Source organism: Aeribacillus sp. FSL K6-1121 (genome assembly GCF_038003725.1).
Classification (GTDB): Bacteria; Bacillota; Bacilli; order Bacillales; family Aeribacillaceae; genus Aeribacillus; species Aeribacillus composti.
Window position 1 is genome coordinate 3,055,001 of record NZ_JBBOPS010000001.1, and the last position, 25,245, is coordinate 3,080,245.

Annotated in this window: 38 protein-coding genes and 1 pseudogene (1 of these 39 running past the window's edge); 2 read left to right on the forward strand and 37 right to left on the reverse strand. The window is 40.2% G+C overall.

Annotation, left to right across the window (positions count from 1 at the left end; translation table 11 throughout):
• Nucleotides 1–639, forward strand: the 3' portion of a protein-coding gene (gene pdaB, locus NSQ61_RS14855) for a polysaccharide deacetylase family sporulation protein PdaB (protein WP_066247916.1). 132 nt of this gene lie to the left of the window's left edge; the window shows 639 of its 771 coding nt (coding positions 133–771); the start codon falls outside the window, past its left edge; it ends in the stop codon at nt 637–639.
• 87 nt (nt 640–726) lie between these two features.
• On the opposite strand, the gene NSQ61_RS14860 is transcribed toward pdaB, so the two are convergent.
• Nucleotides 727–1,344: a KinB-signaling pathway activation protein gene (locus tag NSQ61_RS14860; protein ID WP_063387198.1), complete on the reverse strand. Its 618-nt coding sequence runs from the start codon at nt 1,342–1,344 to the stop codon at nt 727–729.
• A 148-nt stretch (nt 1,345–1,492) separates the two neighbouring features.
• On the opposite strand from NSQ61_RS14860, the gene gerD reads away from it, so the two are divergent.
• A complete protein-coding gene (gene gerD, locus NSQ61_RS14865; RefSeq protein WP_063387197.1) occupies nt 1,493–2,095 on the forward strand; it encodes a spore germination lipoprotein GerD in 603 nt (200 codons plus the stop codon).
• Nucleotides 2,096–2,112: 17 nt separating this feature from the next.
• Here gerD and NSQ61_RS14870 read toward each other — a convergent pair whose 3' ends face one another.
• From NSQ61_RS14870 to rpsS, 36 genes and pseudogenes are all read right to left on the reverse strand, one after another.
• Entirely contained in the window at nt 2,113–3,156 is a 1,044-nt protein-coding gene (locus NSQ61_RS14870; protein WP_063387196.1) for an Mrp/NBP35 family ATP-binding protein, read from the reverse strand.
• Between the two features lie 99 nt (nt 3,157–3,255).
• Entirely contained in the window at nt 3,256–3,969 is a 714-nt protein-coding gene (gene cwlD / locus NSQ61_RS14875; protein WP_063387195.1) for an N-acetylmuramoyl-L-alanine amidase CwlD, read from the reverse strand.
• A 462-nt stretch (nt 3,970–4,431) separates the two neighbouring features.
• The gene (locus NSQ61_RS14880; RefSeq protein WP_340807451.1) at nt 4,432–7,503 is read right to left on the reverse strand and encodes an Ig-like domain-containing protein; all 3,072 of its coding nucleotides are present in this window, start codon (nt 7,501–7,503) and stop codon (nt 4,432–4,434) included.
• A gap of 594 nt (nt 7,504–8,097) precedes the next feature.
• The gene (locus tag NSQ61_RS14885; RefSeq protein ID WP_063387192.1) at nt 8,098–8,535 is read right to left on the reverse strand and encodes a DUF2521 family protein; all 438 of its coding nucleotides are present in this window, start codon (nt 8,533–8,535) and stop codon (nt 8,098–8,100) included.
• A gap of 114 nt (nt 8,536–8,649) precedes the next feature.
• Entirely contained in the window at nt 8,650–9,042 is a 393-nt protein-coding gene (gene rpsI / locus NSQ61_RS14890; RefSeq protein WP_063387191.1) for a 30S ribosomal protein S9, read from the reverse strand.
• A gap of 21 nt (nt 9,043–9,063) precedes the next feature.
• On the reverse strand, nt 9,064–9,501 hold the full coding sequence (gene rplM, locus NSQ61_RS14895) for a 50S ribosomal protein L13 (RefSeq protein ID WP_063387190.1): 438 nt from the start codon (nt 9,499–9,501) through the stop codon (nt 9,064–9,066).
• 145 nt (nt 9,502–9,646) lie between these two features.
• Complete coding sequence (gene truA, locus NSQ61_RS14900) at nt 9,647–10,387, reverse strand: tRNA pseudouridine(38-40) synthase TruA (protein ID WP_063387189.1); 741 nt, start codon at nt 10,385–10,387, stop codon at nt 9,647–9,649.
• An 11-nt stretch (nt 10,388–10,398) separates the two neighbouring features.
• A complete protein-coding gene (locus NSQ61_RS14905; RefSeq protein WP_340807459.1) occupies nt 10,399–11,196 on the reverse strand; it encodes an energy-coupling factor transporter transmembrane component T family protein in 798 nt (265 codons plus the stop codon).
• Nucleotides 11,186–12,061: an energy-coupling factor ABC transporter ATP-binding protein gene (locus NSQ61_RS14910; RefSeq protein WP_117017135.1), complete on the reverse strand. Its 876-nt coding sequence runs from the start codon at nt 12,059–12,061 to the stop codon at nt 11,186–11,188. The genes NSQ61_RS14905 and NSQ61_RS14910 overlap by 11 nt, the downstream gene beginning before the upstream one ends.
• Nucleotides 12,037–12,879, reverse strand: a complete 843-nt coding sequence (locus tag NSQ61_RS14915; protein WP_130156452.1) for an energy-coupling factor ABC transporter ATP-binding protein — start codon at nt 12,877–12,879, stop codon at nt 12,037–12,039. The genes NSQ61_RS14910 and NSQ61_RS14915 overlap by 25 nt, the downstream gene beginning before the upstream one ends.
• A gap of 183 nt (nt 12,880–13,062) precedes the next feature.
• Complete coding sequence (gene rplQ / locus NSQ61_RS14920; protein ID WP_063387185.1) at nt 13,063–13,458, reverse strand: 50S ribosomal protein L17; 396 nt, start codon at nt 13,456–13,458, stop codon at nt 13,063–13,065.
• Nucleotides 13,459–13,511: 53 nt separating this feature from the next.
• Complete coding sequence (locus tag NSQ61_RS14925; protein WP_063387184.1) at nt 13,512–14,456, reverse strand: DNA-directed RNA polymerase subunit alpha; 945 nt, start codon at nt 14,454–14,456, stop codon at nt 13,512–13,514.
• Between the two features lie 184 nt (nt 14,457–14,640).
• On the reverse strand, nt 14,641–15,030 hold the full coding sequence (gene rpsK / locus NSQ61_RS14930) for a 30S ribosomal protein S11 (RefSeq protein ID WP_063387183.1): 390 nt from the start codon (nt 15,028–15,030) through the stop codon (nt 14,641–14,643).
• Nucleotides 15,031–15,050: 20 nt separating this feature from the next.
• Nucleotides 15,051–15,416, reverse strand: a complete 366-nt coding sequence (rpsM, locus tag NSQ61_RS14935) for a 30S ribosomal protein S13 (RefSeq protein ID WP_063387182.1) — start codon at nt 15,414–15,416, stop codon at nt 15,051–15,053.
• Nucleotides 15,417–15,439: 23 nt separating this feature from the next.
• Nucleotides 15,440–15,553, reverse strand: coding sequence for a 50S ribosomal protein L36 (rpmJ, locus tag NSQ61_RS14940; protein WP_003156543.1), 114 nt, complete (start codon nt 15,551–15,553; stop codon nt 15,440–15,442).
• A gap of 35 nt (nt 15,554–15,588) precedes the next feature.
• Nucleotides 15,589–15,807: a translation initiation factor IF-1 gene (infA, locus tag NSQ61_RS14945; protein WP_003178377.1), complete on the reverse strand. Its 219-nt coding sequence runs from the start codon at nt 15,805–15,807 to the stop codon at nt 15,589–15,591.
• Nucleotides 15,785–16,125 (reverse strand): annotated as a pseudogene (locus tag NSQ61_RS14950) (KOW motif-containing protein). Before NSQ61_RS14950 ends, infA begins: the two are co-directional and overlap by 23 nt.
• Before the next feature lie 9 nt (nt 16,126–16,134).
• On the reverse strand, nt 16,135–16,881 hold the full coding sequence (map, locus tag NSQ61_RS14955) for a type I methionyl aminopeptidase (protein WP_117017136.1): 747 nt from the start codon (nt 16,879–16,881) through the stop codon (nt 16,135–16,137).
• Complete coding sequence (locus NSQ61_RS14960) at nt 16,878–17,531, reverse strand: adenylate kinase (RefSeq protein WP_063387179.1); 654 nt, start codon at nt 17,529–17,531, stop codon at nt 16,878–16,880. Before NSQ61_RS14960 ends, map begins: the two co-directional genes overlap by 4 nt.
• 58 nt (nt 17,532–17,589) lie before the next feature.
• Nucleotides 17,590–18,882: a preprotein translocase subunit SecY gene (secY, locus tag NSQ61_RS14965; RefSeq protein WP_063387178.1), complete on the reverse strand. Its 1,293-nt coding sequence runs from the start codon at nt 18,880–18,882 to the stop codon at nt 17,590–17,592.
• Entirely contained in the window at nt 18,882–19,322 is a 441-nt protein-coding gene (gene rplO, locus NSQ61_RS14970; RefSeq protein ID WP_063387177.1) for a 50S ribosomal protein L15, read from the reverse strand. The genes secY and rplO overlap by 1 nt, the downstream gene beginning before the upstream one ends.
• A 23-nt stretch (nt 19,323–19,345) precedes the next feature.
• On the reverse strand, nt 19,346–19,528 hold the full coding sequence (gene rpmD, locus NSQ61_RS14975; protein WP_063387176.1) for a 50S ribosomal protein L30: 183 nt from the start codon (nt 19,526–19,528) through the stop codon (nt 19,346–19,348).
• Between the two features lie 13 nt (nt 19,529–19,541).
• Nucleotides 19,542–20,042 (reverse strand): 30S ribosomal protein S5, encoded by a 501-nt coding sequence (gene rpsE, locus NSQ61_RS14980; RefSeq protein ID WP_063387175.1) that lies wholly within the window; start codon nt 20,040–20,042, stop codon nt 19,542–19,544.
• A gap of 21 nt (nt 20,043–20,063) precedes the next feature.
• On the reverse strand, nt 20,064–20,426 hold the full coding sequence (rplR, locus tag NSQ61_RS14985; protein WP_063387174.1) for a 50S ribosomal protein L18: 363 nt from the start codon (nt 20,424–20,426) through the stop codon (nt 20,064–20,066).
• A 31-nt stretch (nt 20,427–20,457) separates the two neighbouring features.
• Nucleotides 20,458–20,994 carry a 50S ribosomal protein L6 gene (rplF, locus tag NSQ61_RS14990; protein WP_063387173.1) on the reverse strand — a complete coding sequence of 179 codons (537 nt, stop codon included), beginning with the start codon at nt 20,992–20,994 and terminating at the stop codon, nt 20,458–20,460.
• A 29-nt stretch (nt 20,995–21,023) separates the two neighbouring features.
• Entirely contained in the window at nt 21,024–21,422 is a 399-nt protein-coding gene (gene rpsH / locus NSQ61_RS14995; protein ID WP_063387172.1) for a 30S ribosomal protein S8, read from the reverse strand.
• 30 nt (nt 21,423–21,452) lie between these two features.
• Nucleotides 21,453–21,638 (reverse strand): type Z 30S ribosomal protein S14, encoded by a 186-nt coding sequence (locus tag NSQ61_RS15000; RefSeq protein WP_063387171.1) that lies wholly within the window; start codon nt 21,636–21,638, stop codon nt 21,453–21,455.
• A gap of 20 nt (nt 21,639–21,658) precedes the next feature.
• Nucleotides 21,659–22,204 carry a 50S ribosomal protein L5 gene (gene rplE / locus NSQ61_RS15005; RefSeq protein WP_063387170.1) on the reverse strand — a complete coding sequence of 182 codons (546 nt, stop codon included), beginning with the start codon at nt 22,202–22,204 and terminating at the stop codon, nt 21,659–21,661.
• A gap of 20 nt (nt 22,205–22,224) precedes the next feature.
• Nucleotides 22,225–22,536, reverse strand: coding sequence for a 50S ribosomal protein L24 (gene rplX / locus NSQ61_RS15010; protein WP_063387169.1), 312 nt, complete (start codon nt 22,534–22,536; stop codon nt 22,225–22,227).
• Nucleotides 22,537–22,571: 35 nt separating this feature from the next.
• A complete protein-coding gene (rplN, locus tag NSQ61_RS15015) occupies nt 22,572–22,940 on the reverse strand; it encodes a 50S ribosomal protein L14 (RefSeq protein WP_063387168.1) in 369 nt (122 codons plus the stop codon).
• A 41-nt stretch (nt 22,941–22,981) separates the two neighbouring features.
• Entirely contained in the window at nt 22,982–23,245 is a 264-nt protein-coding gene (rpsQ, locus tag NSQ61_RS15020) for a 30S ribosomal protein S17 (protein WP_063387167.1), read from the reverse strand.
• Nucleotides 23,246–23,266: 21 nt separating this feature from the next.
• A complete protein-coding gene (gene rpmC, locus NSQ61_RS15025; RefSeq protein WP_063387166.1) occupies nt 23,267–23,467 on the reverse strand; it encodes a 50S ribosomal protein L29 in 201 nt (66 codons plus the stop codon).
• Nucleotides 23,457–23,891 (reverse strand): 50S ribosomal protein L16, encoded by a 435-nt coding sequence (gene rplP / locus NSQ61_RS15030; protein ID WP_063387165.1) that lies wholly within the window; start codon nt 23,889–23,891, stop codon nt 23,457–23,459. The genes rpmC and rplP overlap by 11 nt, the downstream gene beginning before the upstream one ends.
• Before the next feature lie 2 nt (nt 23,892–23,893).
• Nucleotides 23,894–24,550, reverse strand: coding sequence for a 30S ribosomal protein S3 (gene rpsC / locus NSQ61_RS15035; RefSeq protein ID WP_063387164.1), 657 nt, complete (start codon nt 24,548–24,550; stop codon nt 23,894–23,896).
• A 3-nt stretch (nt 24,551–24,553) separates the two neighbouring features.
• Nucleotides 24,554–24,895: a 50S ribosomal protein L22 gene (gene rplV, locus NSQ61_RS15040; RefSeq protein ID WP_063387163.1), complete on the reverse strand. Its 342-nt coding sequence runs from the start codon at nt 24,893–24,895 to the stop codon at nt 24,554–24,556.
• A 20-nt stretch (nt 24,896–24,915) separates the two neighbouring features.
• On the reverse strand, nt 24,916–25,194 hold the full coding sequence (gene rpsS / locus NSQ61_RS15045; protein ID WP_063387162.1) for a 30S ribosomal protein S19: 279 nt from the start codon (nt 25,192–25,194) through the stop codon (nt 24,916–24,918).
• Between the last annotated feature and the right edge of the window lie 51 nt (nt 25,195–25,245).

Genomic DNA, 25,245 nt, shown 5'->3' on the forward strand with positions numbered 1-25,245 from the left:
GGGCCGAAAGCAATTTATAAAGGAGACGGAAGCGGTAAGAAAATTGCCTTGACATTTGATATTAGCTGGGGAGATGAAAAAGCAATTCCAATTTTAAATACTTTGAAAAAATATGGACTAACCAATGCAACATTTTTTGTATCCGCCTCATGGGCCGAACGCCATCCTGAAGTAGTCAAAAGAATTATCGATGACGGTCATCAGCTCGGCAGCAAAGGATATGCTTATAAAAACTATACTGAGTTGGACACTAACGAAATTAAGCGTGATTTATCTTTAGCCCAGCATACATTTCAAAAGCTTGGTATCAAGGATATAAAATTGCTGCGGCCCCCAACCTGCCAATTCGATCAAAACGTTTTAAATATTGCTGAACAATATGGATTAACTGTCGTCCATTACAGTGTAAATTCAAATGACTGGCAAAACCCGGGAGTCAACAAGATTATCCAAAATGTTACGAAACACTTAAAACCAGGTGATATTATCCTGCTTCACGCATCAGATTCAGTTAAACAAACTAACCAAGCGTTGCCGGCGATTATTCAACATTTGAAACAAAACGGCCTTAAAAATGTAACCGTACAAGAATTAATTGAAAACAGCAATGCAAGAACGAAAGAACTATCATTCAAATGAAAAGAACTTTGGAAGTAAATTCAAACCAATCGTTTTCAATATTTTGGAAATCAATAAGCATTTTAAAGAGCTATAAGGAAAACTCCTTCAGCTCTTTTTTGCTTTTGGCGAGTCATTTGTCATTTTCGGCAAAATCAACAATTGGTAAGCATTGCAAATTAAAATTGGAAACAGCATTAAATACAGCCAATCTCTATCATTGACACGAAGGGCCGGCATCCACTCAATCACTGAAACAACAACCATAAAAAACAATGCAGGGACAAACGCATCTTTATTCGTCTGTTTTTGCTTAAAATAAGCAATTACAGCAGAAAACAACAAAATGACAACAGCTACTAAAATATACGGGACAATGGAATCTCCAGTTTGCGCAAAAAATTGATATCGAAAATAAACTAAATCAAACAACACAAAAATGATTAACAAGATTTGAACAGAGTTCCATAACGAAACTGAGCGAAAAATGCCTAGGCCAAACCTGTGCACAGTCAAATAAGCGAAAAAGCCCATTTGGCTGATGATGCTGAAAATAAAACCTACTCCGATCAACCAAAACAATACTGCAACAATTTCAACAATATTAAAAGACAAAAACAATTTTTCATACTCGCTCCATCTTAAGATAAAACCAACAATACTTGTCGCAACTCCACCTACAATGAGAGTAGAAAGGAAAAATCGTACCCAATTTCGGCTTTTCACTGCCAACCCCTCCATATTTCGTAAAATATCATATGATTTTATCAATCCAACTTGTATATTACCATATGGCAAAACTTTTTTCGCATAAAAAACAGTTGGTTTCTCAACATAATGGTAGAAGTTATTATTGAAAGGAGCTAAATGAAATATGAGAGGTAGAAATTGTTCGCTCCTCATCATGATGCTTATATGGATGATCGTTGCAGGATGTGCGGATCGGCAGCAAAGTGAACCAATGAATTATGATGAAACAAAAAAAATGGTTGTAGACATATTAAAATCTGACGAAGGAAAAAAAGCCGTTCAAGAAATTATGAAAGATGAAGAAGTTCAACGAAACCTCATTTTAGATCAAAAAACCGTCAATAATACGATTGAAAAAACGTTAACATCAGAAAAAGGGAAGGAATTTTGGAAAAATACATTTGAAGATACAAAATTTGCGGAAGGATTTGCGAAAACATTGCAAACAGAACATGAAAAAGTGATCAAACGTTTAATGAAAGATCCGGAATATCAAGGAATGCTTATGGATGTGCTGAAAAATCCTCAAATGGAAGAAGAACTATTGAAGGTTTTAAAAAGCAAAGAATACCGCCAATATTTACAGCAGCAAATTACAGATGTTCTATCAAGTCCGCTCTTTCAACCGAAAATTGAGGAGGCGCTATTGAAGGCTGCTCAGCAAGCTCAAAGTAAACAACAAGGCGGGGGCAGCTCCGGAAACGAAGGCGGGGGCGGAGGCCAATAGACCTCCTCTCCCTTCCTTTACTTTTCTGTTATCTCAATCACTTTTCTTGCTATATCTAAATAAATTTTCCCTATTGGATGGTTTTCATTATAAACAGACGGAGCAAAGTCCTCTTCATCCCAGTCCGGCTGCTCAAGCGGAATTTGCCCTAATAGAGGGACCTGCAAATCCTCTGCAAGCTTCTGACCTCCGCCTTTCCCAAATACATACTCTTTTTGGCCTGTTAATTTACTTTCAAAATAGGACATATTTTCAATAACTCCTAAAATTTCGTGCTCCGTTTTAATGGCCATTGCACCAGCCCTTGCAGCAACAAATGCAGCTGTTGGATGAGGCGTAGTTACAATGATTTCTTTACTAGTTGGAAGCAATGTATGCACATCTAATGCAACATCACCTGTACCAGGAGGCAAATCAAGGAGTAAGTAGTCCAACGATCCCCATTCAACTTCTTGGAAAAAGTTATTCAGCATTTTTCCGAGCATCGGACCTCTCCAAACAACAGGCGCATTATCTTCAACAAAAAAAGCCATTGATATGACTTGCACACCAAACCGCTCAACTGGAATAATTTTATCCCCGCGAACGATCGGCCGGTTCATGATCCCCATCATATCAGGAACGCTAAAGCCGTAAATATCTGCATCAATAAGACCAACTTTTTTTCCTAGACGAGCAAGGGACACAGCCAAGTTGACAGATACGGTTGATTTGCCGACCCCGCCTTTTCCGCTTGCTATTGCAATAAAGGTTGTTTTTTCATTCGATAAAATGGAAGGGCTTGTACTATCAGAATAATACTTTTGGACAATTTCCTTTGGAAGCTCCGAAAAACGCAGCCCAACAGTCTCGGCACCCGCTTGTTTAAGCTTTGCAACAATTTGCTGCTGGAGTGTTAACTGCTCGCTTGTTCCCGTTTTGGCAATTGCTATTTTTAAACTAATATGTTTTTTTTCGGGCTTGATTTTTATTTCTTCAATCGCATTCAATTCTTTTAAAGATTTATGTAAAAATGGATCTTCCAACTGTTCGACAATGGACCTTACATCTTCTTCCCGCATCGTATCCACAACCACCTTTTTTCCATAAGACTTTTAATAGTATATAGTATAACACATTTCCAACAGTCCATTGAAAATAGATGCCTGAGAAGAATCCATTTATTCCGGTATTTGCTGTTCATTGGAAAAATAACGCAAAACCCCGTTGTAAATGGCGGCTGCCACTTTTTTCTGATATTCTTCAGAAGCAAGAAGCTCTTCCTCAGAAGGATTGGATAAAAACCCCACCTCCACAAGCGCACCCGGTTTTTTTGCATGCTTTAGTAAATAGACACCGCTTATTGGCTTTGCTTTTCGATCTGTATTTCTTAAATTTTTCCTTAATTCATCTTGGATAAATTTCGCAATAGCTTCATTCTCCTGATATTTTCCGTCATAAAATGTTTGCGCTCCCCTCCATTTTGGAGATGGAATAGCATTTAAATGGATGCTCAAAAACAAATCGGCGTCTGATTCATCAATTAGGCGAACGCGCTTTCGAATATCTTCTGATTTTCTCCGGCTATATCCGTGTGTATCGTCCGAAGCCAAATCTTCATCTTTTTCTCTTGTCAATAACACTAACGCTCCCTGCTCTTGTAAATAATCTCGAGCAATATTGGCAATTTTTAAAGTTATATCTTTTTCCAGTAGTTTTTTTCCTACTGCTCCTCCATCGGGACCTCCGTGACCGGGGTCTAAGTAAATGATTTTTCCTGATAACGGAAGATTCCATGATTTCCATGAATTGAAAAGGGAGAATTGATATTGAATGATAAATACGAGAATCAGAAACCCAGCAATAAACAGCGCCCATTTCAGCTTTTTTTTCACTCCGCATCCCTCCTGCTCGTCCCTTCAATTCAATATATGGAAAAGCGTGAGGATTTATGATTACTGCAATTTTAATTTATATCTCTTTTTTCCAGCCAATTCCCACCAGAAAATTGGCGCATTCAAAATTTAACTAATCTGCTCAAACTCGTCATTCTCCCCAACAGATAATATAGCTGTAGAAGCCGTCAACTTTCTGCCATACAGCTGTTTGTGCTTTAATGATAAATCGCCTTACACTTTTCGGTCCTAGATATGAAGTTTAAATTGGGGGCAATTGGGGATAATGGAATGCTTCACTTGAAAATAAAATTGTATTTCTGATTCAGTTTTTATACAGCGCTTTTTTTCAAAAAGAAACATTTTAAGAGTCATAAAAAAAGCTCCCGCAAATATGGGAGCTAAGATGAATGTTGCGTTTCAGTTATAACGAGACCGATCAGGCTGGCACGGTCAATTTTATTATTTGTATTTGACGGTAACTTTCGTGCTTTTTCCTACATTTCCAGCCTTATCTTTTGCATACACTAGGAGAACTGTTCCGGCTTTTTGTTTTTTGATTGAAACGGAGAAATTTCCGTTTTTATTCGCTTTGCCCGAACCGATTACTTTCTTTCCTGCTTTGACATACACCGTTGAATACGCCTCTGCTTTTCCTGTCACCGAGGAAGATTTTCTTGTCACTTTGTTCACTTTAGGAGCACCCGGCGGTATTTTATCGAGTACCGTCACTTTTCGCGCCGGGCTCACATTCCCCACTTTATCCGTCGCTGTTACGTAAAGAATTGTTCCGGCTTTTTGAGCCGTTTTTAACGAAATTGCGAATTTCCCATTTTTATCTGTCGTGCCGGTGCTCAATACTTTGCTGCCGGCCTTTATTGTTATTTTTGATCCTGCCTCCGCTGTCCCTCTGACCGTTTTATCTTTATTGCTGACCGAATTTACACTCGGAGTACGCGGGGGTGTTTTATCAATTACCGTCACTTTTCGCGCCGGGCTCACATTCCCCGCTTTATCCGTCGCTGTTACGTAAAGAACTGTTCCAGCTTTTTGAACTGTTTTTAACGAAATCGTGAATTTCCCATTTTTATCTGTCGTGCCGGTGCTCAATACTTTGCTGCCGGCCTTTATTGTTATTTTTGATCCTGCCTCCGCTGTCCCTCTGACCGTTTTATCTTTATCGCTGACCAGGTTTACGCTTGGAATGCTAGGAGGCGTTTTATCCAATACCGTCACTTTTCGCGCCGGACTCACATTCCCCGCTTTATCCGTCGCTGTTACAGACAAAATCGTACCAGCTTTTTGCGGTGCCCGTAATGGGACAGAAAACTTGCCGTCTGATCTAGACGTTCCTTTTCCTAATTCAATTGTTCCTGATTTTACCGTTATCGTTGCACCCGCCTCCGACGTTCCTGTCACTGCTTTATCTGAATCTTTCACTTCATTGACAGCAGGTGCTGTCGGCGGCGTTTTATCAACCACCGTTATTTGAACCGACTCGCTTTTATTTCCCGCCTGATCCTTGGCATATACGCTTAATACAGTCCCAGCTTTTTGTTTACTGATGGAAATGCGGAAGGATCCATTACGATCAGCTGCTGCAGAGTTCAATATCTTTGAACCAAGCTGGACATAAACAGTAGTTCCTGGATCAGACAGCCCATTTATAAATGTATCCCTATCACTTACCGGGTTTACTATCGGTTTGCTTGGAGGAGTGGAAGGCTTATTTTCCTCTACATCAAAAAAAGTATAAGTGATGTCATCTCCTTTAGATGCAGGAACAGTTTCATTACCAACAGCCCGTTTTACTATGGCTCCGCCGCCCCGCAAGCTGGCGGATTCTCCCGAAAATATTTTTGGAATTAATGAATCAAAGCCCTCTTCACCATTAAAACCATATATTCCCGTATTTTTCTTCAGTAAAAGGGCGGCGCGGAAGTTCGTCATCAATTTTCCAAATGTAAGGGTAGGGTCGATATAATTTTTCGCTACATTCTCTACTGCTTTATAATCATTATGAGTATCTGTTAAAATCTCTTTGAAAATCTTGTTTCCTTGATTCGCTTGAATTCTGACATATTGTCCAAAAAGATAGGACAAGGAATAGTTAGACAAAGTGTCGCCATTATCATCCCAATACAATAATGAATGACCATTTGTAATGGAGGTAGAAATATTGTAGTAATTAATGGTATTCATTAAAGGTTTTCCAGTATACATGTGTTCAGCTGCCATTGACAAAGCTTCATCTAGCCATGTATCCATTTGGGAGCCATTTTCTATAAATACATTTTGGTTAAAATTCACCATATGTTGAAATTCATGTGCCAATGTTTCGTATGCAGCACTTACATCCTTTTCCGTCCCTGTTCCCATTAAAGGATACGTATCAATATAAAAAATCTCTGATTTGTTGGAGTATGGAATATCATGCAAATCTCCTCCATAAAAGTAACCAGCAATATACCCCCCGAATCCTGCAAAACCATCTTGTATATCATAACAAAGAATGTGAATTTTCTCGTTTCTGTCCACATCGGATTCGCTGGCAAAATTTTGTGTGATGAGCGGATAAATTTTTTGATCAAATTCTTGCCCTAATTTTTGCGCATCAGCTTCTGTAATTTGATTATCATAAACCCATACGTTCGTTTTTGTACCTGAATACAGCAGCTTGGCGCTAATTTGTTTATCTTCATTGGTCGTAAAATCATGCACCCAAAATGTCTTAGTATCGCCAACTTTATTGAGAAACTTTTTGGAGAGAGATTTTTGTTGAAGTTTCTTGTCTTCATGTTTCTCCGTATCAAACGGTCTAATTACATCCAGTTTATAAGCATTCAATCCTATTTTTTTGTTTATCGTATATTGATCATTATTAATCTTGAACGCTCCAGTGTCTTGAGTATTATTCACGTCTACGGACTCGTTGCTGATTAATACGTATTTATTTCCCTCGGGTGCTGTTTCTGAATAAAAAGGATTCCGCACCTTAAATGTTGTTACATCGGAATAATATTCACTTTCTTTGTCAGGAAAAACACCTATTCTTAAATAAATATAAGGTTGATCGCTATAAATGGACTTTAAAAGCTGTGCAATGAGGTAGGCCTCATATACTCCATATGTATCGTACTCGACATATCCAAGGAATTTCAATGTTCCTCCAATATCTTTATAAAATTCTATTCCAATATAACTGTCTTTTTCTATATTTTTATCTGAATTATACAGAATTTCAATGTCCATCGAGTCGTTCATATCGTAAATACGTTCAAATGTAATTTCATGATAGACATTTTTCGAGTCCAACAGCCAGCCAACAATTTCTCCCTCCTGAATTAATGGATAATCCGCCGGATTTGTAGATTGTGTTTTTTCCTCTTTGTGTTGTTTCTTTGGTCCTGAACTTTGCTGGAATGTCGAAATTATTTCCTTTCTGCTATCACTTCTTTCCTGTGCAAAACCGCTAGCTGGCACCAATAATAAAAAAATAAGAACAAGGCATAACGACTTTTTCAACCAACCCATTTCTCCACCTCTTTATTTATAAAAAATTGATAGAAATATTATAATGGATGATTTTGTATAAGGCACTAAAATTTTTTGAACAGTCACAAAAGTTTTAAGCCTATTCGCCTAAATGAAAAGTGCTGATATGTGGTGGAAAGAAAAATAAACGTTTCGAAGATTAGAAAAAAGACAAATAAAAGCCGATTTCCTCACCTGCGCTACACAATTGGAGGTTTGCTCGGCAAATGATAAAAGCTTTTTCTCTCTGCGAAAATCTGGAATCGTTGAAAAGACGTTCATATCGAGATGAACATTTTGAAAACCGCAATTTTTTGTTTTTTAAAAGTTTTCATAACATAGCCACAGTGCATGGATGTTGTCATCACGAGTAATATTTCACACAGGAAATAAAAACCATTTTGCTTCATTCTTCCTTGCAAAAAATAAGCAGCACTGCCAATAAATCCTGAACTTTTCCTTTTTGAAATAAAAAGGCCAATCAAAAGGCGAATTCAGCAATGGCCCCCGTCAAATCATTTTTTCACAAGCCGTTTTTAGGCATAAAAAAAGCCCGTTCCAACGAAGTTGAAATGAGCCATGCATGAACTGCTTTTAAAGCTTTAGTTTGTATCTCTTTTTACCAGCTAAAAACCCTTCTTCCCACCAATAATGAATAAAGTGCTGGCATGTCAAATAGATGGATTCCATAACAAAATCATCATTTGATTCCCTTGCCAAATAAAGAATATTGTCAAATAAATTGTTAATAAGCTCTTGTTCTTCCTGTATACAACGTGTATTGGCCTGCTCCATCGATTCCCCGTAATATCCGAACCGGCTGTAGGCCGCTCCCAGCAAAAAAGATTCAATGGCCGAGTGGACACACTCTTCTTCCATTGCAGTTTTATGGAAGCGTTTTTGAAAAAAAGGATTAAACCATTCATCAATCATATTTTTCAATTTGCGAATTGGGAGATCTTTTAACATTTTTCGCTCAGTGAGAAGCTTTTTTTCCTGCCGTCTTTCATTAAAGTCTGTAATTACATTCATCAAAATCTCCTCCTTGTTTTTATTTTTTTCAGTTCACGCTGTTCCATTCAACCACTCCTTTCCAATTGCAAATAAAAAACCACAACAATTTGTTGTGGTTTAAGGTTCGAATCATTAACGTTTTGAAAATTGCGGTGCACGGCGTGCTCCTTTAAGACCGTATTTCTTACGCTCTTTTACGCGAGCATCTCGAGTTAATAAGCCTGCACGCTTTAACGTTCCGCGATATTCTGGATCAGCTTGTAAAAGTGCACGAGCAATTCCGTGGCGAATAGCGCCTGCTTGACCAGTGAAACCGCCGCCTCTAACATTTACTAGTACATCATAATTGCCAACTGTCTCTGTTAAAACAAGCGGTTGTTTAATATCTTCAATCAAAGCTTTTGTTGGAATGTAATCTTCAATGTTCCGTTTATTAATTACGATACGGCCTTCACCAGGAACTAACCGAACACGGGCAACAGAGCTTTTGCGACGACCGGTACCGTAGTATTGAACCTGTGCCAAAATGATAACCTCCTTATTAAATTATCCGCGAAGTTCATAAACTTCTGGTTTCTGTGCTTGATGAGGATGTTCGCTTCCTCTGTAAACATGCAATTTTTTAAACATTTGGCGTCCAAGGGAACCTTTTGGAAGCATTCCGCGAATAGCAAGTTCCAGCATTTTTTCAGGATAGTTGTTTCGCATTTCTAATGCAGTTCTTGATTTTAAACCACCAGGATGCTGGCTGTGGCGATAATAAATTTTGTCTGTTAATTTTTTTCCAGTTAATTCGATTTTTTCAGCATTAATAATAATTACGTGGTCACCTGTATCTACATGCGGTGTAAACGTTGGTTTGTGTTTTCCGCGTAAGATAGATGCAACTTCGCTTGCTAGACGTCCTAAAGTTTTGCCAGCTGCATCAACAACATACCATTTGCGCTCAACTTCATGCGGCTTTGCCATAAACGTTGTACGCATTGTTTTCCCTCCTTAATCGTTCATGTCGAAAAGTCTATTTCAAAAACACGATTATTTTCCGGGGCTAATCGTGGGGCTTGAAATACATACCATATGTTATCTTATCTTTTTAAGATATGAATGTCAAGAAAATGTTACACCTGGATTAGTTGTCATAATAAACTTTCCAAAGATATAGACCGCATCCAGAAACTGTTTTCCCGGCTCTTGATCTATCTTTGGCTGCGATAATTTGTTTTATTTCTTCCGGCTTGCGCTTCCCTTCTCCTACTTCAATCAATGTTCCGACTAAAATACGAACCATATTGTAAAGGAAGCCGCTTCCGACAAAACGGAACGTAATTTCATCTCCTTCTTCCCATATATCCGCTTCATAAATAGTTCTCACTTTATTTTCCGTTTCTGTTTTAGAAGAGCAAAAGCTTGTAAAATCATGTGTTCCAATAATGAAACGGGAGGCAGTTCGAATCGTTTCAATATTTAACGGATTTGGAAAATGGTATGCATAATGACGCCGGAACACATCTCGTTGAAAACTGCGATACAAACGGTAGCGGTATTCTTTCTTCTTTGCAGAAAATCTGGCATGAAAATCTTGATCGGCAAGCTCTGCATTTTGAATGGAAATATCTTGAGGAAGCAGCGTATTCAAAGCAATCGGCCATTTTTCCATCGGAATTTTGAGGCTTGTATCAAAATGAAATACTTGGCCAACAGCATGCACGCCGACGTCTGTTCTGCCGGAAGCAGTAATTTTTATCCGCTCCCCTTTGTGGATTTTCATTAATGCTTCCTCAATTTCTCCTTGTACTGTCCGGAGGCCGGGCTGGCGCTGATAACCGCTAAATCCTGATCCATCATACGAAACTGTACATTTAATCCTCATTTTTAAAACTCCTAGGCACGCAATAGTAATAAAATAATTGATAACAGCAGGATAGAGGCCATCATAATGGAATCAATCGCTCCCCATTTCAGCTGCCTGATTTTCGTACGTCCTTCACTTCCGCGATACCCCCTGGCTTCCATAGCGGTAGCAAGCTCTTCCGCCCGCTTAAAAGCGCTGATGAAAAGTGGTACAAGCAAAGGAACGATTGCTTTTATTCGCTCTTTTACAGGCCCTGATGTAAAATCTACCCCTCTTGCCATTTGCGCCTTTAAAATTTTTTCTGTTTCCTCCAGCAGAGTCGGTATAAAGCGAAGAGAAATAGACATCATTAATGCTAGTTCATGGACAGGAAGTTTAAATTTTTTAAAAGGCTTTAACAGACTTTCCATTCCATCCGTTATTTCGATAGGCGTTGTTGTTAAGGTCAATGTCGTTGTCATAAAAATTAAGAAAATGAACCGAAGAGAGATAAAAAACCCTTGCCGCAAGCCTTCTTCATAAATGGAAAAAAAGCCGAAGCGGAACAGCATGTCCCCTTCTTTTGTTACTAAAATGTGCAGCAAAAATGTAAACCCAACGATCCATATAACAGGTTTTAAACCGTTCCATAAGAAAGAGAACCGAAGCTTCGTCAGCAAAATAATGATGAACGTAAATAATCCTAATAAAAAGTAAGTGATTCCGTTATTGGCAAAAAAGACGATAAAAACATATAAAAAAATCGTTAGCAGTTTTGCACGGGGATCCATTCGATGAATGACTGTGCTGCCAGGAACATATTTTCCGATGATGATATTATCGATCATATACGACACCTTCTTTTAAAAGGGCTTCAATGAAATCGGCCGTTTCCTCTAAAGTCAATGGCTTGTCTTCAACCGTTAAAGAAAATTTTTCTTCAAGCTTCATGACAAATTTAATTGATTCCGGCAAATCGAGCCCAAGCTGCTCCAGTTCCCCAGTCAACCGGAATATTTCCTTTGGCGACCCTTTCATCTTTAATTCCCCTTGGTGCAAAACGGCAATTTCATCAGCGTACTTTGCTGCGTCTTCCATGCTATGCGTTACTAATATTGTTGTTAATTTTTTTTCTTTATGGAGACGATAAAAAAGCTCCATGATCTCATTTCGGCCTTTTGGATCCAATCCTGCAGTCGGTTCATCTAAAACGAGCACCTCCGGCTCCATCGCTAAAACACCTGCAATCGCCACTCTTCGCATTTGCCCCCCGCTTAGCTCAAACGGGGATTGATGAAGGATTTCTTCTCCTAGACCGACAAGCGGCAGCACTTCTTTTACCTTTTTTTTCGCTTCTTCAAACGATGCGCCAAAATTCATTGGACCGAATGCTATATCTTTTTCGACGGTTTCTTCGAATAATTGATGCTCTGGGAATTGAAAGACAATTCCGACCTTTTTTCGGATAGATTTCAAGTTTTTCTGTTTTTCTCCTGCCTTAATCAGCCGGTCTCCAAGTTGAATAGAGCCTTTCGTTGGCAAAAGCAGGCCGTTTAAATGCTGCAAAATCGTTGATTTTCCCGATCCGGTATGCCCAATCACGGCCAAATATGTTCCTTCATGAATATCCATATTGATATCACACAAAGCGAGCCGTTCAAAAGGAGTGTTCATTTGGTAACGATGTTCTAATTGTCGGATTTTAATGTCCATAATTCGTCCACCAGGCTTTCTACATTAAGGTGTCGCGTCGCTAAAGGCACTCCTTTTTCAAGAAGCCGTTTGCTCAGCTTGTAAGAAAACGGAAGATCTAAACCGATGCTTACCAGCTCCTCTTCCAAGCGAAACACTTCTTTCGGAGTTCCCTCTGCAAATTTTTTGCCTCCATTCATTACAATCATCCGATCTGCTTTGGCCGCCTCTTCCAAATCATGGGTGATGGAAATGACCGTCACAAGCCCTTTTTCTTTCAATGACCAAATGGTTTCAATTACTTCCCGGCGTCCAATTGGATCAAGCATTGAAGTCGCTTCATCTAAAACAATAATGCTTGGTTGAACAGCCAAAACGCCTGCAATCGCGACCCGCTGCTTTTGTCCGCCAGAAAGATGATGAGGTTCCCGTTCTAAAAATTCATTCATTTTTACAATTTTCGTCGCCCATTCGATTCGTTTTACCATCTCTTCTCTCGGTATACCTATGTTTTCCATACCAAAAGCGACATCGTCCCGTACAGTGGCGCCGACAAATTGATTATCTGGATTTTGAAACACCATTCCAATCCGTTTTCGAATATCCCAAATGGTTTTTTCTGATAATGTGATTCCTGATACAGTAACGGTTCCTTCGTCAGGCAGCAGCAGACCGTTTAGCATCCGGGCCAATGTTGATTTCCCTGATCCATTGTGTCCGACGATGGCCAGCCATTCCCCTTCATACACATCAAAGGAAACATCCGTTAGTGCAGGCTTTTCACTTTCTTTATTATAGCGGTATGTTACATGTTGAACTTGAATGATCGACCGTTCCACAGATGCCCTCCTCCCGCCTCAAGTACAGATGAAGTAAACGCGAATATCATGTCTATAAATATGAGATGCAGAGGCTGCCAAAAGAAAATCAATCCGCTTTGTAAAGTACTTGAAGATAAATAAAAAAGGGCATAGATGCAGTCATTACAACTGTCCCGCCCTTGAAGTTCATTTATATCTAAATTACACGAATTCAATGATAACCATTGGTGCTCCGTCACCACGGCGAGGACCCATTTTCAAAATTCGTGTGTAGCCGCCTTGACGATCTTGGTAACGTGGTGCCACTTCATCAAATAATTTTTGCAATGCATAGAAAGGTTTTTCTTTTTCCTTTCCGTCTTGGCCTGAAACTGTCACAGTTTTCGCAACCTCATTGCGAATAAACTGTGCTGCTTGGCGACGAGCATGCAAATCACCACGTTTACCTAAAGTAACCAGCTTCTCTACAACAGCACGAAGCTCCTTTGCACGGGCTTCAGTCGTTTCAATTCGTTCGTTAATAATTAAGTCCGTTGCTAAGTCACGGAGCATTGCTTTACGCTGCGCACTAGTACGTCCTAATTTTCTATAAGACATGTGATGTTCCCTCCTTTGTTGGAAGTTGATCTATATAGACTTTGAAAAATTAGTTAATCGTCTTTTCGTAAACTCAAACCAAGGTCTTCTAATTTTTGTTTTACTTCTTCTAGCGATTTGCGTCCTAAATTACGCACTTTCATCATGTCCTCTTCTGTTTTGTTCGCAAGTTCTTGAACTGTGTTAATACCTGCACGTTTCAAACAGTTATAAGAACGAACAGAGAGGTCAAGTTCCTCAATCGTCATTTCAAGCACTTTTTCTTTTTGGTCCTCTTCTTTTTCAACCATGATTTCAACATTTTGCGCTTCATCTGTTAAGCTAACGAAAATGTTTAAGTGCTCCATCAAAATTTTAGAGCCAAGTGCGATAGCTTCCTTTGGACCGATGCTTCCATCTGTCCAGACATCAATTGTCAGCTTATCATAATCTGTCACTTGACCAACCCGTGTATTTTCCACTTGATAAGAAACTCTAGAAACGGGTGTGTAAATCGAATCGATTGGGATGACACCTATTGGTTGATCTTCCCGTTTATTTTCTTCAGCCGGGCTGTATCCTCTCCCGCGCTTCGCCGTCATTCTCAGCCGCAAATGAGCATCTTTCGCAAGAGTTGCAATATGAAGATCAGGATTTAATATTTCAACATCGCTATCGTGAGTTATATCTGCTGCCGTAATGGGCCCTTCACCTTGTACGTCAATTTCTAGCGTCTTCTCTTCTTCTGAATAAATTTTCAGAGCAAGCTTTTTTAAATTTAAAATAATCGTTGTAACATCTTCGACGACACCATCAATTGTAGAAAATTCATGGAGGACGCCGTCAATTTGAACAGATGTTACAGCGGCACCAGGGAGTGAGGATAATAGGATACGACGTAAGGAGTTACCCAAAGTTGTACCATATCCACGCTCAAGTGGCTCGACAACGAATTTCCCATATTTCGCGTCATCACTGATTTCAACCGTTTCGATTTTTGGTTTTTCAATTTCAATCATTCTAAATAAAACCCTCCTTCAAAACGTCGAAACCCCGGCTAGACAAAGAAGAGAAAACGCGTCTAACCGAAATTCCCCAATCATAAAGTCCCGAATGTGCACAAACAACATCTTAATAAATGCTAGAATCTATAACTGTATCATAACCCATTATTGACAGGGTTACAAAATATATACAGATAAATTACACACGACGACGTTTTGGCGGACGGCATCCATTATGTGGAACAGGTGTGACGTCTTTAATAGATGTCACTTCAAGACCTGCTGCTTGAAGAGCACGAATCGCAGCTTCGCGGCCTGCGCCAGGTCCTTTTACAGAAACCTCTAATGATTTCATTCCGTGCTCCATAGAAGCTTTAGCAGCTGCTTCAGCTGCCATCTGTGCAGCAAACGGAGTTGACTTACGAGAACCTTTAAATCCTAATGCACCGGCACTTGACCAAGCAATTGCATTGCCGTGCACATCAGTAATAGTGACAATCGTGTTGTTAAAGGTTGATCGAATATGTGCGATGCCTGTCTCAATATTCTTTTTTACGCGGCGTTTGCGAGTATTTGTTTTACGAGCCATTTACAGTTAACCTCCTTTACTTATTTTTTCTTGTTAGCAACCGTACGGCGCGGTCCTTTACGAGTACGTGCGTTATTTTTCGTATTTTGGCCTCGAACAGGCAAACCACGGCGATGTCGGATACCACGGTAGCAGCCAATTTCAATGAGACGCTTAATGTTTAGAGAAACTTCCCGTCGAAGATCTCCTTCCACTTTATAAGTGTCGACAATGTCACGGATTCTTCCTAATTCTTCTTCTGTTAAATCACGAACACGAGTATCTTCGGAAACTCCAGCTTCAGCTAATATTTTTTGAGCTGTTGAACGACCGATTCCGTAAATATAAGTTAAAGAAATGACAATGCGTTTATCGCGTGGAATATCTACACCAGCAATACGCGCCATAATATGAGCACCTCCTTCAAAAATTAACCTTGTTTTTGTTTATGTTTTGGATTTTCGCAAATAACCATAACTTTTCCTTTTCTGCGAATGACTTTACATTTTTCGCATATAGGTTTCACTGATGGTCTTACTTTCATGTTTATCCAACCTCCTTAATAATCCGGAGTGCAAATTATTTATATCGATACGTAATTCTTCCGCGGGTTAAATCATATGGTGATAATTCAACCGTTACTTTATCACCCGGCAAAATACGAATAAAATGCATTCTAATTTTTCCAGAAACATGAGCCAGCACGGTATGACCATTTTCCAACTCTACTTTAAACATCGCGTTAGGCAACGTCTCAACAACGGTACCCTCTACTTCAATGACATCGTCTTTCGCCATTCAATTGTCTCCCTTCCTCAAATCAGTAACTTGTTCATTGACAAATCGGCTTATTGCATATCGAAGTTTGCCATTTGTCACACGGCCAGTTTCCAATATACTGTTCTGAACTTCCGGAGATACGCAATCAAAAAATTCAAGATGATGGATGTTTTTTTTCTTTGGAGAATGAAACTTTCGCTTTTCTCCATCGGCAATCAATACGAATCGATCATCGAGAATTTTCACGACAATCGCATATTTGCCAGCTTCTCTCCCTTTCGTAATCAAGACAAACTGACCTATTTGCGGACTCGACTCAGGATCACTCACGCACATCACCTTCACTTAGGGTGTTGTTAAAATTTCATAACCTGTATCAGTAATGGCAATTGTATGTTCAAAATGAGCACACATTTTGCCATCTACAGTCACGACAGTCCAATTATCAGCTAACGTTCTGACATAACGGCTTCCCGCATTGACCATAGGCTCAATCGCTAAAACCATACCGGGCTTCAGCCTTGGCCCTTTGTTCGGTGGACCATAATGCGGAATTTGAGGATCCTCATGCAAGTCTTGCCCTACGCCATGACCTACGTATTCACGAACAATGGAAAAACCGTGAGATTCGACGTAAACTTGAATGGCATGAGAAATGTTCGAAAGTCTTCCCCCTGGTTTTGCTTCTTCTAATCCTTTATATAAAGATTCTTTTGTAACATCAAGCAATTTCTGTGTTTCTTCGGAAATTGTACCGACAGGATAAGTCCATGCAGAGTCCCCGTGATAGCCGTTGTATTTCGCACCAATGTCAATACTAATAATATCTCCATCACGCAATACACGGTCTCCAGGTATTCCGTGAACAAGCTCTTCATTCACGGAAGTGCAAATACTGCCGCGAAAACCATTATACCCTTTAAATGAGGGGATTGCATCATGTTCACGTATAAACTTTTCAGCAATACTGTCCAGTTCTTTTGTTGTAATACCAGGCTGAATATATTTCTGGAGTTCTTGGTGAGTTAAAGCAACAATCCGTCCAGCCTCGCGCATAATTTCAATTTCGCGCTTTGTTTTGCAAATAATCATTCACCCAAGCCTCCAAGCAAGTTGCAAATATCTTCAAATACTTTGTTAATCTCTTGCTGACCGTCAATATTTTTCAAATAGCCTTTAGATTTATAGAAATCAAGCAGCGGTTTCGTCTGCTTCAAATTCACTTCCAAACGGTTTCCAACGGTTTCAGCGTTATCATCAGCTCGTTGATATAAATTTCCTCCGCACTTATCACAAATTCCTTCTTCTTTTGGCGGATTGAATACAAGATGGTACGTTGCACCGCAATTTTTGCAAATTCTTCGTCCTGTTAGCCGTTCCATTAAAATTTCTTGGTCAACATGAATGTTGATAACATAATCAATTTCTTTATTAAGCTCTTTTAAAATTTGCTCCAAAGCCTCCGCTTGAGCAACGGTGCGCGGAAAACCATCCAATAAAAAGCCTTTATCAGTATCATTCTTGCCTAATCTTTCCCGAACAATACCAATCGTAACTTCATCCGGCACTAATTCGCCTTTATCCATATAAGACTTCGCTTGTAACCCTAACTCGGTTCCATCTTTTATAGCTGCTCTGAACATATCTCCTGTTGAGATATGCGGGATGTTGTATTTTTCAACAATTTTTTCAGCCTGTGTTCCTTTTCCTGCCCCAGGCAGCCCCATTAATACTAAATTCATGGACTCTCCCCCTCAAACGCTTTTCGAGGGAATGGGACATTCATCGCCCCACAACCTCTTATTTCATAAAACCTTTGTAATGACGTTTGACAAGCTGGCTCTCAAGCTGCTTCATAGTTTCCAAAGCGACACCGACAACGATCAAGAGACTTGTTCCACCTATTTGTGCTGAAGAAGGCAAGTCAGCAAATTTTATAAAAAAGACAGGAAGTATTGAGACAACTGCTAGAAAAATAGAACCGACAAATGTTAAACGGTATAAAATTTTCGTTACGTACTCTTGTGTACTTTTTCCTGGTCTTATACCCGGTATATAGCCGCCTTGCTTCTGCAAATTTTCAGCCATTTGCTCCGGGTTCACTTGAACAAATGTATAGAAATAAGCGAAAGCGATAATTAATGCAACGTAGATGATCATCCCGATAGGTTGCGTGTAATCAAATGTTTTTTGAATCCATCTTGTTACATCATTTGGTCCAAAGAACGATGCAATCGTAGTGGGGGTAACAATAAACGATACTGCAAAAATGACTGGAATGACTCCAGCAGAGTTAACCTTCAATGGGAGATGCGTTGAATGTCCCCCAACCGGACTTCTACCTGCAAGCCGCTTTGCATACTGAATCGGAATTTTTCGGAATGCTTGTTGAACGAAAATAACAGCTACAACAACTAATAAAACGGCAAGAACAAGCAAAACGACAGTTACAATTCTTAAAAATAGCTGATCGCCAACATCCGCAAATTGTTGAGCATAAATTTGGTTTACTGCCGTTGGAATGCCGGCAGCAATCCCAGCAAAGATAATAATAGAAATACCGTTCCCAACGCCTTTTGCGGTAATTTGCTCACCAAGCCACATTAAAAAGGCTGTTCCCGCAGTTAAAACAAGTGCGATCAACAAATAGTTTCCAATGCCAGGGTTTATGATTAACAGACCGCCGGCCATATTATTAAAGCCATATGACATTGCCAGCGCTTGAATAAATCCTAAAATAATTGTTAAATAACGCGTGAATTGGGCAAGCTTTCTGCGGCCTACTTCACCCTGCTTCGACCACTCTGTAAATTTCGGTACAACGTCCATTTGCAGAAGCTGAACAATGATTGAAGCAGTAATGTAAGGCATAATCCCCATTGCTAAAATGGAGAAGTTTTGCAATGCCCCGCCTCCAAAAATGTTCAAAACGCCAAATACGTTCAATTGGTCTTGTGCTTTTAGTACGTCTGCGTTCACACCCGGGACAGGGATAAAAGTGCCGATCCGGAAAATTACCAGCATAAGAAGGGTGAACAAGATTCGATTGCGAATGTCACCCACGCGCATAAAATTGGAGATTGCCTTGAACATTAAATCACCTCAGCAGAACCGCCGGCGGCTTCAATTGCCTCTTTTGCTGAAGCAGAAAATTTGTGTGCTTTAACCGTTAATTTTTTCTCTAATTTACCGTCTCCAAGCACTTTAATACCTGCTTTCAGTTTGCTTACAACACCTGTTTCCAAAAGAAGCTCTGGAGTAATTTCCGTACCGTCTTCAAAACGATTCAATTTGTCCAAGTTCACAACTTGATATTCTTTGCGGTTAATGTTTGTAAACCCACGTTTTGGCAAACGACGGAATAGAGGAGTTTGACCGCCTTCAAATCCAGGCCGAACTCCACCGCCAGATCGGGCATTTTGTCCTTTTTGACCACGTCCAGCAGTTTTTCCATTACCTGAACCAATACCGCGACCAACACGATTCCGCTCTTTACGAGAACCTTCTGCCGGTTTTAATTCATGAAGCTTCATAACCTTGGCACCTCCTTATTTGATTATTGTTCTTCCACTTTCACGAGATGTGACACTTTATTGATCATTCCGCGAATTGCCGGATTGTCATTATGAACAACTGTTTGATGCAATTTCCGCAAGCCTAATGTTTTAACGGTTATTCTTTGGTCTTCAGGACGACCAATTACACTCTTTTTGAGGGTAATCGCCAATTTTTTTGCCATTGTCTTTCCCTCCTTATCCTAACAGTTCTTCAACCGTTTTTCCACGAAGTTTAGCAACATCTTCTACACGCTTCAGCTGCTTTAACCCGTCAACTGTTGCCCGAACCATATTAATCGGTGTATTGGAGCCTAAAGATTTAGATAAGATATCGTGAACACCTGCTAATTCAAGTACTGCACGGACAGGTCCTCCAGCGATAACCCCCGTACCTTCAACAGCAGGTTTCAAGAGAATCTTTCCTGCACCGAATTTACCGATTACTTCGTGTGGAATGGACGTACCTACAATTGGTACTTCAATTAAGTTTTTCTTTGCATCTTCAATTGCTTTGCGGATAGCATCAGGAACTTCTTGCGCTTTACCAGTTCCGAAACCTACATGACCGTTTTTGTCTCCGACAACAACAAGAGCAGCAAAGCGGAAACGACGGCCACCTTTTACTACTTTTGCAACACGGTTTACGGTAACAACACGTTCTTCAAGTTCAAGTTTGCTTGGATCAATACGACGCATCACTTTTCCCTCCTTTGTCGATTAAAATTCAAGGCCAACTTCGCGAGCTGCATCAGCTAAAGCCTTCACACGTCCATGATATAAATATCCACCACGGTCAAACACAACAGATTTAATACCTTTTTCAAGCGCACGTTTTGCAACAAGTTCGCCGACCTTTTGAGCAGCTTCTACATTCCCAGTTGATTCCAAGTTAAGCTCTTTATCCAAAGTAGAAGCACTCACAAGCGTTTGGTGATTTGTATCATCAATCACTTGAGCATAAATGTGCTTGTTGGAGCGGTATACATTTAAACGCGGGCGAGCGGCTGTACCGGAAACCTTTGAACGCACGCGTGCATGTCTAGTTTTGCGAACCGCATTTTTACTAGGTTTTGTAATCATCTACGTCACTCCTTTCTTTCTTTATGCGGCATTACTTAGCAGTCTTACCTTCTTTGCGGCGCACATATTCTCCTTCATAGCGGATGCCTTTTCCTTTATATGGTTCAGGCGGACGAACCGCACGAATGTTTGCAGCGACTGCGCCAACACGCTCTTTATCTGTACCTTTAACGACGATTTTTGTTTGAGAAGGAACGTCGATTTCAATGCCTTGTTCAGGTTCATATTCGACTGGATGAGAGTATCCGACATTCAATACTAGTTTCTTTCCTGATTTTGATGCACGGTATCCGACCCCGATCAGTTCTAAACTTTTTTCAAAGCCTTTGGAAACACCTTCAACCATATTGGCAAGAAGGCTGCGAGTCGTCCCGTGAAGAGCACGGTGCTCTTTATTGTCAGATGGACGAGTAACAGTTAATACTTGATCTTCAACTTTTATATCCATATCTGGATGAAATGTACGGGTTAATTCTCCTTTTGGTCCTTTTACTGTTACTGTATTTCCATTAATCGTAACAGTGACACCTGAAGGAATTTCAAGCGGTTTTTTCCCTACACGTGACATGAATGACACCTCCATTTCGTGTTAAAAAATTACCAAACGTATGCGAGCACTTCTCCGCCTGTTTGCTTCGCGCGCGCTTCTTTATCAGTTAAAACGCCTTGAGAAGTCGAAACGATTGCTATTCCTAATCCATTCAACACACGTGGCACTTCATTAGCTTTTGCATAAACGCGCAAGCCTGGTTTGCTGATTCGTTTAAGGCCAGTTATAACACGTTCGTTGTTAGGCCCGTACTTTAAGAAAATGCGCAAAATACCTTGTTTATTATCTTCAATATATTCATAATCGCGAATAAACCCTTCACGCTTTAAAATTTCAGCAATTTCCCGTTTAATTTTGGAAGCAGGAACTTCCAGTTTTTCATGACGAACCATGTTCGCATTGCGAATGCGAGTAAGCATATCTGCAATAGGATCTGTCATCACCATTATAAATAACCTCCTTCCCATTTATCGATACTACCAACTAGCTTTTTTCACGCCAGGGATCTGACCTTTGTAAGCAAGTTCGCGGAAACAAATACGGCAAAGCTTAAATTTGCGGATGACTGCATGCGGACGGCCGCAGCGTTCACAGCGTGTGTATTCACGCACTTTAAATTTTTGCTTGCGTTTTTGTTTCGCAATCATTGACTTTTTAGCCACATTTTCGCCTCCAATCTAAATTAGCGATTATTTTGGAACGGCATGCCGAACAGAGTTAATAGCTCGCGAGCCTCTTCATCGGTTTTTGCTGTTGTAACGATTACGATATCCATACCTCTTACTTTATTTACTTTATCGTAATCAATTTCTGGGAAAATAAGTTGTTCTCTAATACCAAGCGTATAATTGCCGCGGCCATCAAATGATTTTTTAGATACACCACGGAAGTCGCGCACACGTGGTAAAGAAACGGAAATCAATTTGTCAAAGAAATCGTACATACGCTCTCCACGAAGCGTAACTTTGCAGCCGATCGGCATTCCTTCACGAAGCCGGAAGCCGGCAATGGATTTTTTCGCACGAGTCACTACAGGTTTTTGACCAGAAATGAGAGTTAATTCTTCAACAGCACTGTCCAGCGCTTTCGCATTTTGGACTGCATCACCGACGCCCATATTGATGACAATTTTTTCGATTTTAGGAACTTGCATAACAGATTTATAGTTAAACTTGTTCATTAGTGCAGGTATGATTTCTTTTACGTATTTTTCTTTAAGGCGGTTCATAAATAGACCTCCCTTCCAAATTATTTATCTAAAATTTCACCTGATTTTTTTGCTACACGCACCTTTTTGCCGTCCACAATTTTATAACCGACACGAGTCGGTTCACCTGTTTTTGGATCTAATGGCATTACATTTGATACATGAATAGGCGCTTCTTTACTGATAATTCCGCCTTGTGGATTATCTTGAGAAGGCTTCGCATGTTTTTTCACGATGTTCACGCCTTCCACAAGCACGCGGTTCTTTTTCGGATATGCTGCAAGGATCACGCCTTGTTTTCCTTTATCTTTTCCGGCGATCACCATTACTTTGTCACCCTTCTTAACATGCATCGATTACACACCTCCTTGGTAAGCCAAACTCATAATTAAAGTACTTCTGGAGCAAGAGAAACGATTTTCATAAAGTTTTTATCGCGAAGTTCACGCGCAACCGGTCCAAAAATACGAGTACCTCTCGGGCTTTTGTCTTCGCGGATGATGACGCATGCGTTTTCGTCAAAACGAATGTACGAACCGTCAGGACGGCGCACACCACGTTTTGTACGCACAACAACAGCTTTTACTACATCACCTTTTTTAACAACGCCTCCTGGTGTTGCTTGTTTAACCGTACCGACAATAATATCACCGATATTTGCTGTTTTACGACCAGATCCGCCAAGAACTTTAATTGTTAACAATTCACGTGCACCAGAGTTATCAGCAACTTTTAAACGAGATTCTTGTTGAATCATGTTCGTGACCTCCCTTCGGAATTTTTTTCATCCGAACCAAATTAAATAATAACTGCTTCTTCTACAATTTCAACTAAACGGAAACGTTTTGTTGCAGATAGCGGGCGAGTTTCCATAATGCGAACGATATCGCCGACTTTCGCTTTGTTTTGCTCATCATGAGCTTTGAACTTTTTAGAATATTTCACGCGTTTTCCATAAAGCGGGTGTTTTTTATAAGTTTCAACAAGAACAGTGATGGTCTTATCCATTTTATCCGACACGACGCGTCCAGTATAAACTTTGCGCTTGTTGCGTTCACTCATTTGGCAAACCTCCTCTCACGATTATTTGTTTGCAGCAATTTCTCTTTCGCGAATAATAGTTTTCATTCTAGCAATCGTTTTGCGTACTTCACGGATGCGGGCAGTATTTTCAAGCTGACCAGTCGCAAGCTGGAAGCGCAAGTTAAACAATTCTTCTTTTAAAGATTTCACTTTTTGTTCAATTTCGGCAGTGGTTAGATCACGAATTTCTTTAGCTTTCATTTGATTCACCACCAATTTCTTCACGTTTTACAAATTTTGTTTTGATCGGTAATTTATGAGATGCAAGACGCAGTGCTTCACGTGCAACTTCTTCAGAAACACCCGCAACCTCGAACAATACTTTACCCGGCTTCACTACAGCAACCCAGCCTTCAGGTGCCCCTTTACCGGAACCCATCCGTACTTCTAAAGGTTTAGCCGTGTATGGTTTAGACGGGAAAATTTTAATCCAAACTTTTCCGCCACGTCTCATATAACGCGTCATCGCGATACGTGCTGCTTCAATTTGTCTGTTGGTGATCCAAGCAGGCTCAAGAGCTTGAATGCCATATTCACCGAAATGAACTTCAGTTCCGCCTTTTGCACGTCCGCGCATTTTTCCGCGATGTTCTCTACGATACTTTACGCGTTTAGGCATTAACATAATTATTTGCCTCCTTCCTCATTGTTCTTTTTAGCTGGAAGAACTTCTCCACGATAAATCCAAACTTTTACGCCCAATTTTCCGTACGTTGTATCCGCTTCTGCAGTTCCGTAATCGATGTCTGCGCGAAGAGTATGAAGCGGTACTGTTCCTTCACTGTAATGTTCAGAACGTGCGATATCTGCACCACCAAGACGGCCGGATACCATTGTTTTAATACCTAATGCACCTGCGCGCATTGCACGTTGGATCGCTTGTTTTTGAACACGACGGAACGAAGCGCGGTTTTCTAGCTGACGTGCAATATTTTCCGCAACAAGTTTTGCATCTAAATCAGCTTTTTTAATTTCTAAAATATTAATGTGCACACGTTTGCCAGTTAGTTGGTTCAAAGCCTTTCTTAAAGCTTCGACCTCTGTACCACCTTTACCGATAACCATTCCTGGCTTAGCTGTGTGGATAGTGATATTTAAACGGTTTGCCGCACGTTCAATTTCAATGCGGGAAACGGATGCATCGCTTAAACGTTTATTAATGTATTCACGAATTTTGAGGTCTTCATGTAACAGGTCTGCATAATCTTTTTCTGCATACCATTTCGATTCCCAATCACGAATGATGCCAATTCGAAGACCGACTGGATTTACCTTTTGACCCACTAATTATCCCTCCTTTTTTTCCGAAACAATGATCGTAATATGGCTTGTGCGTTTGTTGATTTGGCTCGCTCTACCTTGTGCACGTGGTCTAAAGCGTTTCAAAGTTGGTCCTTCATCAACATAAGCCTTTTCAATATATAAATTGTTTCCGTCCATGTCATAGTTATGCTCTGCATTTGCAACAGCCGATTTTAACACTTTTTCAATAATTGGTGAAGCAGCTTTAGGTGTATGGCGAAGAATGGCAATTGCCTCACCAACTTGCTTTCCTCGGATCAAGTCAATAACTAAACGAGCTTTACGAGGAGCAATTCGTACTGTTCTCGCAACAGCTTTAGCCTGCATCCTAAAATCCTCCTCTCATATTAGCGTTTTGTCTTCTTGTCATCGCCGGCATGGCCTCTGTAAGTACGAGTTGGAGCAAACTCTCCAAGCTTATGTCCTACCATGTCTTCAGTAATGTATACCGGAACATGTTTTCTTCCATCATAGACCGCAATGGTATGACCGATGAAAGATGGGAAAATAGTTGAACGGCGAGACCAAGTTTTGATGACTTGTTTGCTTCCAGTTTCATTTAATTTTTCGATTTTTTTCATTAAATGATCATCGCAGAATGGTCCTTTTTTTAAGCTACGACCCATAATGTTACCTCCCTTCGTGATTGCGCTACGGTTCTGATGAACCGTAGAACA